At 42.3% G+C, this 13,135-nt stretch carries 10 protein-coding genes; 4 read left to right on the forward strand and 6 right to left on the reverse strand.

Going from position 1 to position 13,135, the window contains the following annotated elements; all coding sequences use genetic code 11:
• The first annotated feature begins 7 nt into the window (after positions 1–7).
• Positions 8–1,057: a CDP-glycerol glycerophosphotransferase family protein gene (locus ACT29H_RS06395; RefSeq protein WP_444820779.1), complete on the forward strand. Its 1,050-nt coding sequence runs from the start codon at positions 8–10 to the stop codon at positions 1,055–1,057.
• 325 nt (positions 1,058–1,382) lie between these two features.
• Here ACT29H_RS06395 and ACT29H_RS06400 read toward each other — a convergent pair whose 3' ends face one another.
• Positions 1,383–1,766, reverse strand: a complete 384-nt coding sequence (locus ACT29H_RS06400; RefSeq protein ID WP_444820780.1) for an HU family DNA-binding protein — start codon at positions 1,764–1,766, stop codon at positions 1,383–1,385.
• Positions 1,767–2,365: 599 nt separating this feature from the next.
• Here ACT29H_RS06400 and ACT29H_RS06405 point away from each other — a divergent pair.
• Positions 2,366–4,468, forward strand: coding sequence for an LTA synthase family protein (locus tag ACT29H_RS06405; RefSeq protein ID WP_444820781.1), 2,103 nt, complete (start codon positions 2,366–2,368; stop codon positions 4,466–4,468).
• 100 nt (positions 4,469–4,568) lie between these two features.
• On the opposite strand, the gene ACT29H_RS06410 is transcribed toward ACT29H_RS06405, so the two are convergent.
• The 4 genes from ACT29H_RS06410 to ACT29H_RS06425 all read right to left on the reverse strand — a co-directional run bounded on the left by ACT29H_RS06410 (position 4,569) and on the right by ACT29H_RS06425 (position 8,825).
• Entirely contained in the window at positions 4,569–5,972 is a 1,404-nt protein-coding gene (locus ACT29H_RS06410) for a NupC/NupG family nucleoside CNT transporter (protein WP_444820782.1), read from the reverse strand.
• A gap of 178 nt (positions 5,973–6,150) precedes the next feature.
• Positions 6,151–6,756 carry a bifunctional nuclease domain-containing protein gene (locus ACT29H_RS06415; RefSeq protein ID WP_444820783.1) on the reverse strand — a complete coding sequence of 202 codons (606 nt, stop codon included), beginning with the start codon at positions 6,754–6,756 and terminating at the stop codon, positions 6,151–6,153.
• Positions 6,757–6,846: 90 nt separating this feature from the next.
• Positions 6,847–7,839, reverse strand: coding sequence for a hypothetical protein (locus tag ACT29H_RS06420; RefSeq protein WP_444820784.1), 993 nt, complete (start codon positions 7,837–7,839; stop codon positions 6,847–6,849).
• Entirely contained in the window at positions 7,836–8,825 is a 990-nt protein-coding gene (locus ACT29H_RS06425; protein WP_444820785.1) for a lysylphosphatidylglycerol synthase transmembrane domain-containing protein, read from the reverse strand. Before ACT29H_RS06425 ends, ACT29H_RS06420 begins: the two co-directional genes overlap by 4 nt.
• 220 nt (positions 8,826–9,045) lie before the next feature.
• Between ACT29H_RS06425 and rsmA the strand changes: the two genes are divergently transcribed.
• Entirely contained in the window at positions 9,046–9,822 is a 777-nt protein-coding gene (gene rsmA / locus ACT29H_RS06430) for a 16S rRNA (adenine(1518)-N(6)/adenine(1519)-N(6))-dimethyltransferase RsmA (RefSeq protein ID WP_444820786.1), read from the forward strand.
• A 36-nt stretch (positions 9,823–9,858) separates the two neighbouring features.
• The gene (gene mgtE, locus ACT29H_RS06435; RefSeq protein ID WP_444820787.1) at positions 9,859–11,223 is read left to right on the forward strand and encodes a magnesium transporter; all 1,365 of its coding nucleotides are present in this window, start codon (positions 9,859–9,861) and stop codon (positions 11,221–11,223) included.
• 247 nt (positions 11,224–11,470) lie between these two features.
• Here the strand turns inward: mgtE and ACT29H_RS06440 are convergent, their stop codons facing one another.
• Positions 11,471–13,135 carry an arabinan endo-1,5-alpha-L-arabinosidase gene (locus ACT29H_RS06440; protein WP_444820788.1) on the reverse strand — a complete coding sequence of 555 codons (1,665 nt, stop codon included), beginning with the start codon at positions 13,133–13,135 and terminating at the stop codon, positions 11,471–11,473.

A 13,135-nucleotide genomic window follows, 5' to 3' on the forward strand; every position in this document is an offset into this window, starting at 1 on the left:
TTATTGAATGAAGGCTGTTTTATTTTGTTACCACCCTTATGCATTTGGGATCCTTAAACCTTTGAATGATGCGCTTACCGAGCATAACCACCAAACCATCTGGTATATTAGAGCGTCGATTGCAGATCAGTTTGCGCATAGAGAAAAGGTTGAATGGACCTCTTCCATTAAAAAAGTTCAGGAGTATGCTCCGGATGCCATTTTTGTTCCCGGAAATGAAATTCCCCATTATCTCAGAGGCGTAAAAGTTCAGGTTTTTCATGGTTTAGCAGGTGAGAAGAAAGGGCATTTCAGAATACGAGATTACTTCGATCTTTACCTTACACAGGGTCCTTATTTCACCCGAAAGTTTTATGAACTGGCCCAAAAGCACAAAAATTTCAAGGTGGTTGAAACAGGTTGGTGCAAATTAGATCCTCTTTTCGGCCAAAAAGACCTTTTTGCTAATTTCAGGAAGAACAACCTGGAAAAGTATAATGCCCAAAAAATCATCCTCTATGCACCTACATTTTCCCCGTCGCTTACCTCTGCACCATTTCTGCTGAATCAGTGGAAAGAAATTCTTGACAAAAATCCCGATTACCTTGTATTTATCAAATTTCACGATTTAATGGATCAGGGGTGGAAACAAAAATACAAAGACCAGTTAAAGCCATATGCGAATGCCGTGATTGTGGACGACCCTAACATTCTGAAGTATCTCGTTGTTTCAGATATTATGGTTAGCGACACTTCTTCTGTTGTGTATGAATTTTTGCTCCTCGACAAGCCGGTAATCACTTTTAATTCAAGCTCTAAAGCAATCTTATGGGACGATTTTGGCAACAAAAATCAATTACATGAAAAGATAACAGAATCATTACTTCACGACCCGTTTCAGATTAAAAGAAAACAAATTATTGAGGCCTACCATCCATATAACGATGGAAAATCCTCGCTTAGAATGATTCAAGCAGTTGAATCCTACATAAACAACAATGGCATTCCTGCAAAAAGACACCTCAATCTTTACAGACGTCTTAAAATTCGAAAACTTTTTGGACCTTCACCCTCTTAAATCTTAACACTAAAAAGTCCATTAAGCGTTCTGAAGCGGTTTTGTCAAATAGAATCATGATCAACTGATTTTAATGAGGTGCCACCAATAACATTAATGTATTAAGGAAGGAGACTCATGGGATAACACTCCGGTAAAGTCATTAAAATATGATGCACTTTTTGCCGACTTCTTATCTGAGCATCTATTCAATGATGAATGCGCATCCGTTGACCGACGAATGCGCATCGATAAACAAAATGATGCGCATCAAAAAAAAAATCATGCGCATCATTTTTACTTTTCATGCGCATCAAAAAAAATTTGATGCGCATCGAATTTCCAACTATTCCTTTTCAAATTTCACATTCTTCAAAGCCTCTTTTAACCGAGGGCCCGGTGTAAAGATAATCTTCACACGTTTAATGTCAGAAGCCGTCACATCTTCCTCATTTTCCTTTCCTTCGGAGCTGAAACCGATGCGAAAACTCCCCAAATCTCCCAACTCCACTTTCCGACCTGCCAACAATCCATCAATCGACACATCTACCATCCCATAAACAGATCCCTGAACATCGGCACCGCTCACCGTACTGATCTTTTCAATGGACTTAATCATATCCGTTGTGGATAGCTTTCCACTCGACACAGGAATTGCATAATACTTTTTCTCACCTCCACCAACCACGCCGGGTTGGCCTCTTTGAATGACTCGATATTTCACTGTCATAACATTGAAGTTTAAAGTTTAACAATTCAAACGGTCAAAAAAAAAAAGAAAAAAACACACAGAAAAAGAGACATCTAGGAACTAATCAAGCGTCATATCCTTTGCATTTTGCTCACCGCAGGGTTTAATGCAGTTTTTTTTATTCTTCTCAATATTCCAAATGGGTAAAAACGTGATGACATTAAAAATAAGGGAGTGTTGCCATCGAAAAGCATATTATAATCAGATTCATGATACGAATGGCAACTTCCACAACCAATAGATTGTTTCGGGATACCTATCCTGCTATTCATGTTTCTACGTCTTTTGGTTTACAGTATATTTCTGATTCGTGATAGTAAAATTAAATAGGAAATCGATTCAAATCAAGAAAAATAATGAACCCCAAAACCAAAATTGACAAACAATACATCTTTTATTGACAAACAGCAAAAAAGAAGAAATGAACGTCCCCAAATAATACGCAAACTCTTTTGTTATCAGACTTCTAAGTTTTCCGTACGACTCTTGTTTATCCATCAGCTGTTTTACTTGCGTCAAACTATTAACTATTTGCATTTAATAGTTATTTTTGCCCGCATAAAATACGGAAAATAATTATGCTTAAGACCAGCAATAAATTTAATCCTCCCTATTCGGGACGTTTTGAATTTTTCAAGCGCAGCACTTTTCAACACCTATTGTTATACATCGGATTTTTAATCTTGTTTTTCATCTACCGGATTACCCATTTTTATTTCAATGGCGACGCCGTAGAAACATCGCATGTGGCATTCAGCGATATTCTGAAAGCCTTTTTAACCGGAGGTCGCTTTGATACCATGGTGATCTTCTATGGATTGATGCCCTTAATGTTGCTTTCGCTGACAGGTCTTTTTATTGATTTGCAAAGTCGAAGGTTTTATCGATCATTTTTCCGGATCTATTCCGTATTTCTGGCCTTTCTCTACTCCTTCTTTTTGGTAGTAGACATCTTCTTTTATCAGTTTTTTCATGTCCACATCAATGTTTTAATATTTGCATTTATAGAAGATGACACCACCGCCTTGCTTCATACCTTTTGGACCGATTATCCGGTTATTCTGATTGCCACCGGGTTGTTCATTATCATAGCCTTGTTCTCATTATTGACAAAAAACATTGGAGCCCGTGAGCCAAAGTTTCCGGTTCGTCGAAAACGTTTCAAAGCGGCCTATGTACTAACTGTTTTGGGCATTTACTTTATTGGAATGCGCGGTTCTGTATCGGGCTATCCGTTAAGGATGGATAATACCGCCATCACCGAAGACCCCTTTATTAACTCACTGGCATGCAATGGCGTGTTTGCGTTAAAAGATGCCATTGAGGAGTTTAATGACGCCAATATTTCGACCGACTACCGGGCAACACTAAAAGACGCAGGATATGAGAGCATTGATGATCTGGCACAAGAATACATGAGAGGTCACACCTTTCATGATCAGGACTCCTCATCTCTCTTACATTGCTTTATGACTCAAACCGGGCAAAACCCTTTTCTTGAAGAAAATCCACCCAATATTATTTTTGTTTTGGCCGAAAGCATGGGCGCCTATCCCCTTACCTTTCACGACCGCGACACCTTTAATCTTCTGGGATCTCTTGAAGATGAATTAGAGTATTGCTTTGTATTCGACCATTTTCTGGGTTCGACGCCTTCAACCATCGGCAGTCTGGAATATCTGGCCGTGAATAATGTTCAAAGTCCACTGGCCCAATCGCCCTATATGAATGTTCCCCTCACCACATCGGTGGCTTTTCCATACCAAAACGCAGGCTATGAAACCGCCTTTATGACAGGTGGTGAATTAAGCTGGAGAAAGTCCGGCTCCTACCTGAAAAACCAATATTTTGATGAGGTGATAGGATTGGCCATGTTAAAGAAAGAAATACCTCAGAACGAGTTTCATCAATATGGATCGTACGACGAATATCTCTATCACGCCATAATCAAAAAGTTAAACACCGCCCCAAAGCCCCAATTTGTTTTTGCTCTGACCGTTACCAATCATACACCCCATTCGGTACCATCGCACTATGAAAAGTACCCGTTACACCTTCCGGATTATATCCTAAAGTATTCGGGCGCAACGGAAGAGTATTTACTTAAAAATTTTACCGCATATCAATATGCCAACGATCAGCTGGGAAGATTTATTCACCAAATTCGAACATCACCCTTGGGTGAGAATACCATTATTGCCGTTACCGGCGACCATAATGTGCGGAAAATATTTAATTATTCAGACTCTCAACTGTTGCAAAAATACGGCGTTTCATTCCTTTTGTACGTACCTGAAAAATATAAACGTGCCTTGGGATACGAGAATGTAAACACCACCCATTTTGGATCCCACAAAGATATATTCCCCACCTTGTTTCACGCCTCGCTTTCGGGTGCAAAATACCTTAAGACAGGCAACAACCTTCTTTCATCTTCATTGACGGAACCATATGCCATTTACGGACAATCATGTTTTATGAATAATCATGGATGCGTGCTCATTAGAAATAATCATCCGGAATACTTGGAATGGAAGAATACTGACAAAACGGAATTAAAACCCGCAGACCAATCAGAGCTCAATGCCGCCCTGCTCAACTTGCAAAAGCAGGGATTATTGCAGGTAAATGCCATAAAGGTGGCCCTTCAACTGGAACTTAATGATAAAAATTCCAGATAGAAGATACGTTTCTCCTTAGCTATTTCTTTCGAAGGTGAAATATTTCGTAGCCGCCTTCTAATTGGCGCAGCTATCCGCCGCCAATAAAAAAGATTCATTCTCACCCCAAAATCATCCCCACAATGGTCGCCGAAAGCAAAGATGCTAATGTGCCGGCCAACAGAGCCCTCATTCCCAATTGTGAAAGAAGCACTCTTTTCCCCGGCGCCAAGGCCCCGATGCCGCCAATCTGAATGCCAATGGAAGCAAAATTGGCAAACCCTGCCAAGACGTAGGTGGCCATGATAATCGATTTTTCATGCATAAAAGCCCCTGCTTCTTTCAGGTCGCCCAAACTCACATAACCAATAAATTCAGTCATAATAAGTTTTTCTCCCAGCACTCGTCCCACCAGATCAATATCATCGGCGGCCACCCCCAGCAACCACATGAAAGGGGCAAACAAATACCCTAAAATAAACTCCAAAGAGAGTTGCGTATATTCCCCCCCGGTAACGGAAGCTATAAGGTTATTCAAACTGGTCCAGTCACCAATCTTGACAAAAATAAAGTTGACCATCGCAATTAATGCAATAAACACCAGCAGCATGCCGGCCACATTCACGGCCAGCTTGATCCCTTCAGTAGTCCCATTTGAGATGGCATCCAGCACGTTTTTTCCTATTTTTTCTTTGGGGATGGCCACCTCCTTATCAATGGTTTCGGTTTGAGGAACCAGCATCTTTGAGATGACAATAACTCCGGGAGCGGCCATAATAGAGGCTGCCAAAAGATGTTTGGCATACATTAATTCCTGTACGGGATCGCCGGCTCCCAACACTTTAATATAAACAGCGAGCACCCCACCGGCCAGGGTTGCCATACCACCCGACATAACCAGCATGATCTCTGAACGATTCATCTTTTCCAGATAAGCTTTAATCATCAGCGGGGATTCGGTTTGTCCCAAAAAGATGTTACCGGCCACCGAAAGACTTTCGGCCCCCGAAATTTTCAACAGACGGGTCATACCATAGGCCAACCAGTAAACAATTTTTTGAATGATTCCATAATAAAACAAAATGCTGGTAAGCCCGGAAAAGAAGATAATGGTCGGAAGGATGGTAATCGCAAAGTTGAGCAGCGGTTCTTCTATCTCCCCAGACGAAAAGCTTTTAAAAAGAAATTTGGCGCCCGCATCGGAAAAACTCAAGATCTTCACAAATATTTTGCCCAGAACATCGAACATTGATTCCACAAAGGGCACATAAAGAATGGCCAGAGCCAGTGACAGCTGAATAATCAGCCCTGTAATAACCACTCGCCACGAAATCGCCTTACGATTGGAACTAAAAAACCAGGCGATCAGCATGATAAACAACATGCCTAAAAGCCCTCGAAAGACACTTTCAACAGAAATTCCTCCGCCGGAGGAAACAACAGAATTAGAATTAGCACAAAGGGCAACCGGAAAAACAAAAAAAACACCCAGAGCTGATAAGATCCTGAGTTTTGATGGGTTCATGCTTGTGGATTTTTATTGGTCATTAGATCGTGTTTTCCTTAAACACATTAATTATCTTATAATGGGTAATATAAAAGAACGAATACTTCCGGGTGTTAAAACTATTGCACAAAGCCCAACCCGGGAACCTTCCACTTTAAACACCCAAACTCCCAACACTATTTCAAAAATGAGCGACCTACGTTTTTCGCCTCTTTATTTCATCCCTTATTTCCGAGGCGATTTCATAGTTTTCTTTAGCAATGGCCTCATCCAACATTTTCTTCAACTCCTGTACACTTTTATCGGCCAATGGCCTTGGGGCAGGCTTAGAACTCTTGGGAGCAGATGGCTCTGACTTTTCGGATGCAACTTCATCCTGATCTCCAACATCCAACACAATACCGGCTTTTTCAAGAATCTCTTCGTAGGTGTAAATGGGGCAATTAAAACGAAGGGCCAGAGATACTGCATCGGATGTACGGGAATCAATTCTCACGATTTCATCATTGTGCAAACATACCAACTCTGAGAAAAATATTCCTTCTTCCAATTTGTAAATCACGACCTCAAGGATCTCTATTTTAAAAGCTCGTGAAAAATTCAGAAACAAATCATGAGTAAGCGGGCGAGGAGGTTCCAACCCTTCCAGCTTTATGGCTATAGACTGGGCCTCCACCGCACCAATAATGATGGGTATTCGTCTTTCACCTTCCTCTTCGGCAAGGACCAAGGCATAAGCCCCCGATTGTGTTTGGGAATAGGATAATCCTAATATGTTTAGTTTAATTTTTGATTTGTCCATATATAAAGAATTACTTCTTTCACAAATCGCTCTGCGAATAACAAATATAGAAAATTGTTTTGACAAATTCGGACTTGGGGTCAATTACCATTACGCCTTCAGCCTTCTTGCTGCTTCTGGTTTGGGATCACCAACAACCATTTTTTTTTCGACAAAATGACCTGTAAAAACCGGCACCAGAGCAGGTAACGCGATATTAATGAACCAAACAATCATGGTTGAGAGAATAATCCCCGGTCCCGAAACCGCCGTCTCGCCAAAAACCAACAACGCAACCGCCGACCGAATCCCCAGGTCGCCTGCTCCCATCGATGGAAAAAAGGTAATGGCCCCGTAAAACAGAAACACAGAAAGAAATCCTGTGGTGGCGGTTGATGCTTCAAAAAAACGCAACAAGATTAAAAGCTGCAATGAAAACACCAAATATCGAATCACCGTCAAAACACCAATATGAATTGTCTGTAACACTGAAAACCAATTAAGTAAATTTAACTGGCCAATAATACTACCATACTTATTTTTTAAAATACGAAATGATATAAAGCCTCCCGAAAGCAGGAGCAACACCCCCAAATAAACAAGATAGTTATCAACCGCCCAAAAGTGGTCCCGAAAAAGGCTTAACAATCGCCTTCCGGGAGCTCCGGCAAAAGCAAATGCAATCAACGTAAAACAAAAAATTACTGTTGTTTGAATAATACTCCCCACAAGGGATAGCAAAACAACATCCCGACGCATGGAAGCGTCGAAAAATAAAGCCTTACCAATCGGATCGCCCGAACGCACCGGTGTGATCAGTCCCAATTGAAGGCCTTTAATAACCTGTTGCATGGATTCCCAGAAAGCAATGGAAGCAACCGGCCTGACCAGCAACTGCCATCGTCTGATCTCCAGTCCGATATTGACAACCATCAACAAAAACACAAAAAACAATACCAAGAAAAATTGGGCGGTGTTTTGTTTAAAACAGTCAAAAAACTGTGGCCACTCATTAAAGGTCCACATTTTATAAACCACCCAAGAAAAGGAAGCCAGCGCAATGCCGACTAACAACAATCTTCTTCCTTGAGCGGATCGTTTCATTTCGTGGGGTTGCTTTTATTTACTATCGGAATTGCAATCAGGGAAAGCAGGCCTGTCACAACGATCATTCCGTTGAGAGAACCATGTACCAAAAGGGCAAAGGCAGAAGCCTGGGGCGACTCAACACCAAAAAACAACAAGGTGGAGATTACCAAAAAATGCCAAGGACCAATTCCTCCTTGTACCGGAGCCACCATTCCAAAGCTACCCAGCACAAACACAGCGAATCCTTCGCCGGGCCCCAGGTGCCGAGTAAAAGGAAACCCCCAGAAACACACATATATCATCAAGAAATATAGGACATAGATAAATATCGTATGAAAAATAAATGCGGGTTTGTTTTTTACATCCCGAAACGAGAAGAGGCCTTCTTTAAACTTGTGCCACAATTCCCTTATCTTGCTAAAAATTTTCCAGGCCAAGATCCTTTTTCTGAATTGTATGATCATCCCCAAAAGCAACAAAGCAGAAACATAAAACCCCCAAGATGAAAAAAACCCTTTAACTCCGGCCAGTTCCATTTTGTTTTGAACCACCTCGGCAAAAACATTGTATTGTATCACCACCACCAAAACCAATGATAAGAGAAGCATAATGAGATCAATCACCCGTTCGGTTACCACCGTCCCCACCAGTCGGGAAAAGGAAGCGTTTTCATAGCGGCTCAAGACGGCACACCGGGATATTTCGCCCATTCGGGGGATGGCCAGATTCGCCAGGTATCCAATCATGACTGCCAAAAAAGTATTTAACAAACCGGGGCGTTTTTCTACGGGTTCGATAAGCATTTGCCAGCGGATGGTTCGACTGATATGACTGAGAAGACCCAATACCAGGGAAAGAAATATCCACCCATAGCTAACATCTTTTTTCATGATATTGGTTAGTGTCTGCGGATCCTGGTCTTTGTAGAGCCACCATAAAATGGTCAATCCTAGAGCGAGAAATATAAAAATCCGGAGGCCTTTGCTAATTGCTTTAGTCATCTTGTTTGGTGTTTATCTATTTTGCGCCGATGCAACGATTAATCCGGGAACAACTTTTCCCTTCTCTATTTTGATCAGTAAAGACAAATTGTTTGGGCGTGGTGACTCTTTCCCTCATAAAAAGTCTTACCTTTGCAGCGCCAATAAGATGCAATTTTACGAAATACGGTTCTTATGGCAAAAAGTTTTGTTATACATTAATAGATCCCCACCATGGAAGATGAGGAGAGTCAAACCCAAAAAATACCTAGGACAGCATTTTCTCAACGATCAACACATTGCTGCCAAGATCGTCGAGGCCTTGCCCCTTCCACCCAATCAGGTGCTTGAAGTAGGGCCAGGGATGGGTGTGCTCACTCAATATCTTTCCAAAATAGAAAACATTGATCTTTCGCTGGTTGAAGTAGACGCCGAATCCATTGCGTACCTCAACCAACATTTTCCGGAGCTCAGAGATAAAACCATTTCTGCCGATTTTCTAAAACTTAATCTTTCAGAACTTTTTAGCGGCCAACTCTCCATCATTGGCAACTTCCCCTATAACATTTCCAGTCAAATATTTTTCAAAGTTCTTGAAAACCGAGATCAGGTAAAATATGTCACCGGGATGGTACAACGGGAGGTGGGACGCCGCATCACATCAGGTCCGGGCAGCAGAGATTACGGAATTTTAAGTGTATTAATGCAGGCGTGGTATCATCCGGAATATCTGTTTACGGTGGATGAACATGTTTTTTCGCCTCCCCCAAAGGTAAAGTCGGCGGTGATTCGCTTTACCAGAAATGATGTGGAAGCACTTGACTGTGATGAAAAACTGTTTTTACGGGTGGTAAAAACCGCTTTTAACCAACGGCGAAAAACATTGCGAAACAGCCTAAAAAGTTTTGATATAGGGGATCAGGTTGCTGCCAACAGTGAGTTGTTTCAGAAAAGGCCGGAACAACTTGGCGTGGAAGAGTTTGTCAAACTAACCAACATAATAGAGAGGTCGATGTAAGACAATTTTTTGTTTGTGGAATAAAAATCCTGAGGTATGGCCAATTTTGAACTTACCAGAAAATTTGTAGAGGAACTGAAGACCCTGATAGAGAATCAGGATAAAGAAGCGGTCTCCAGGATTCTTGAAGATCTTCACCCGGCAGATATTGCCGAATTGTTCGAAGAAATAAGCATCGACGAGGCTAAATACATCTATTTTTTACTTGACGATGACAAAGCAGCCGATGTTCTGATTGAGCTGGATGAGAATGACCGTCTGCAATTTCTAGATTCCCTTCCCAGCGAAGTCATTGCCCGACGATTCATCGACAAGATGAACTCCGATGATGCGGCGGACGTCATCTCTGAATTTGAGCCTTCCAGACAGCAAGAAGTCCTCTCCTATATTGAAGATGTTAATGTTGCAGGCGATATCGTTGATCTTCTTAATTATGATGAGAATACGGCCGGAGGCCTAATGGCCAAAGAGCTGATAAAAGTGAAAGAGAACTGGAGTATTCCCACCTGCTTAAGAAGCATGCGACGTCAGGCCGAAAACATCGACGAAGTCTATTATGTATATGTTGTCGACAACAATGGAACCCTGAAGGGGACGCTTTCTCTGAAAAAAATGCTGTTAAGCACTTCCGGCACCTTGGTCAGCGACATCTACAATCCGGATGTCATATCGGTGGGAGTAGACACGCCGGCCGAAGAGGTGAGTAATATCATGGACAAATATGGACTGGTAGCGCTTCCTGTGGTAGATCCCGTCGGTCGCTTGGCAGGCCGTATCACCATTGACGACGTCGTGGATTTCATGCGTGAAGAGGCCGGAAAAGATTACGCACTGGCTTCCGGTATTACCGGTGATGTGGAGGCCTCGGACAGCATTTGGCTACTGACCAGGGCTAGAATACCTTGGCTTTTCATCGGGCTGATTGGTGGCTTGTTTGGATCAAGGGTGGTAGGTAGCTTTGGAGGCATTCTTGATGTATATCCACAACTTGCATTTTTTATGCCGCTAATTGCTGCTATGGGTGGTAACGTTGGGATTCAGTCGTCTGCAATTGTGGTCCAATCCATCGCCGCCGGCACGATGGGACTTGCTTCCCCCGTTAAAAAGTTGATGAAAGAATTAAGTGTAGCTATTTTAAATGCTTCGGTACTCGCTGGTCTGGCATTTGTTTACAACACCCTTATAGGATCTCAGGAAGCACTTACGCTGACCGTCTCCGGGGCCATGTTTTCCGTTATCATCTTTGCCTCTCTATTTGGCGCCATTGTTCCGCTCTTCCTAAATAAAATAAAAATAGACCCAGCCGTTGCTACGGGACCTTTTGTTACCACCCTTAATGACATCATCGGCATGGGCATTTATTTAACCATTGGCACCTTCTTTTTTAATTGGCTGGTATAAATAAATGAGGAGTTTTCAAGAATAATAAAGAAACCATTTTTACCAGAAAAGCCCGCGAAAATGTACCATCTTCATTTCGCGGGCTTTAGCATGAGAATTATTCTCCAGAGCCATACCCCATTTTCAGCCTGAATTATATCTCAGGTTAGGTGCTCGGACACACTAAATTAAACGCCATCTTTTTTTTGTCCAGAATGGTTCTTCGTCGGAAATTACCCTAAAAAACTATTAATACCTGCAACTTTAGCTATTTTTTCATTTTGCCCCAATATGTTGCATTAAGATTTTTTTCCGTTCCGGCATAAACAAATGTTACCCTACGTGGGTTTGCTTCCCAGTCGACTTCGCGCTCGACACAAACCACAACATTTCCTAATGTAAGTTGTTTTTTTGTGGCATCGTAACTCCAATTTCCGGATAATGCCCCTGACATAGTACCATTCGCTTTTAGTGTAAGGGACGAAGCTTGATTTTGTACCCCATAAGTGTATCGAAGGGTAATATGCTCCCATGTTCCTACAAGCGAATCTTTGGTTATGGTTCCGTAATCAGGGACAGCGGCATACCGTTCGGGCAATGCTATCGGCCATAGATTGTCTGGTTCATCTTGTGAGGCCGGACACCATACTATGCGTCGTACATGTCCCATCATTATGGCATTTGAATATGGATTGCCATTTACGTTGGGAGGCAACCGTCCTTGCGATATGTAAAACCATTCATCGGTATCTTCCTTTTGGGAAATACTGCAGTGTGATATGCCTACCCATCCGTAACTAAGATTGAATTTGTATGGATGGGTCACAATTGGATAGCAGTCACCTCTTCCATTAGTAAAGTTACGTCCGGAGATATCGTAGTATGGACCTTCGATGTTTGTGCTTCTTACCACTCGCGTGTTGTATGGTATATCCAAGCCATCGTAGGCCAAAAATAAATAGTAGTAACCATCTTTATATATTATTTCAGGCGCTTCACTTCCTTGCCAACGCGACGAAGATGTTCTTGTTCCAATTCTCACACCATAACGGGCTGTTAGCTCACTTACGCTGTTAGCATAAGGTTCTCCGAGTGTGTTAAGAGGCTTACCGGACTCCGGATCTACCTGCAATAATGCAAAGCCGCTATGCCATGAGCCATGTATAAGATAATGCTTTCCTTCCGGGGTAACAATGTAAGTAGGATCGATGGCATTATAATAAAAATAGGCCTCCCAATCAGATAAACTTGACCGACTGTAGTCTAACCCACGATCAGAAGATGAAGTGGTAACGAAACCTTTGTCAGTCCAGACCGCCCCGGCGGGATCGATCGATTCGCACATGCCGATAAAGGCCCGTTCGGTCCAACTTCCATCGAAGTTATTTGGCGTGTTGGCTTTCCCGGTTTTAATGTAGTTATCAATAACTATGCTGTAATACATCCGGAGAATATCTTGCCCCCCAACATTGACCCGTCTTACGACCGGAGCCCAGAACCCGTAACGTATATCGTTTTCGGAGATAACTTCAAGCCCCATGCGCAACCTAATGGCATTAAGAGAATCGGCCACCCATGAGGGCGGCTCATAAAAAGGACCTCCTACCCATTCCCAATTCACCAAATCGGTTGAACGTTTACCCTGGAAATGACCATGTCCTTCATGCTCATTTCCATACGAAGCATCGGTCCCATACATATAGTAATATCCATTGTAGTATGCGACCGATGGATCGTGCACATTGGCAAGATTCCACTCATTTCTGTTTGCCCACGATGCTATCGAGGAATAGTCGTCGGCGTAAGTTGGAATGGTAAAGCCGGTTTCCTCTTCAGAATCATCTCTTTCAGGTTCAATATCATCATCTTTACACCCAACGATCGACAGAGGCAATAGGCTTATAGATAAAACCAGTATATGTTTTATTCTCAT

The organism is Thermophagus sp. OGC60D27, from assembly GCF_052400625.1.
Classification (GTDB): domain Bacteria; phylum Bacteroidota; class Bacteroidia; order Bacteroidales; family Marinilabiliaceae; genus Thermophagus.

What these genes read in the sequence shown, in the direction of transcription:
- ACT29H_RS06395 (WP_444820779.1), top strand. Translation starts at nt 8, where the DNA reads ATGAAGGCTGTTTTATTTTGTTACCACCCTTATGCATTTGGGATCCTT.
- mgtE (WP_444820787.1), top strand. Translation starts at nt 9,859, where the DNA reads ATGGCCAATTTTGAACTTACCAGAAAATTTGTAGAGGAACTGAAGACC.
- ACT29H_RS06415 (WP_444820783.1), bottom strand. Translation starts at nt 6,756, where the DNA reads ATGGACAAATCAAAAATTAAACTAAACATATTAGGATTATCCTATTCC.
- ACT29H_RS06420 (WP_444820784.1), bottom strand. Translation starts at nt 7,839, where the DNA reads ATGAAACGATCCGCTCAAGGAAGAAGATTGTTGTTAGTCGGCATTGCG.
- ACT29H_RS06425 (WP_444820785.1), bottom strand. Translation starts at nt 8,825, where the DNA reads ATGACTAAAGCAATTAGCAAAGGCCTCCGGATTTTTATATTTCTCGCT.
- ACT29H_RS06400 (WP_444820780.1), bottom strand. Translation starts at nt 1,766, where the DNA reads ATGACAGTGAAATATCGAGTCATTCAAAGAGGCCAACCCGGCGTGGTT.
- ACT29H_RS06410 (WP_444820782.1), bottom strand. Translation starts at nt 5,972, where the DNA reads ATGAACCCATCAAAACTCAGGATCTTATCAGCTCTGGGTGTTTTTTTT.
- ACT29H_RS06405 (WP_444820781.1), top strand. Translation starts at nt 2,366, where the DNA reads ATGCTTAAGACCAGCAATAAATTTAATCCTCCCTATTCGGGACGTTTT.
- ACT29H_RS06440 (WP_444820788.1), bottom strand. Translation starts at nt 13,135, where the DNA reads ATGAGAATAAAACATATACTGGTTTTATCTATAAGCCTATTGCCTCTG.
- rsmA (WP_444820786.1), top strand. Translation starts at nt 9,046, where the DNA reads ATGAGGAGAGTCAAACCCAAAAAATACCTAGGACAGCATTTTCTCAAC.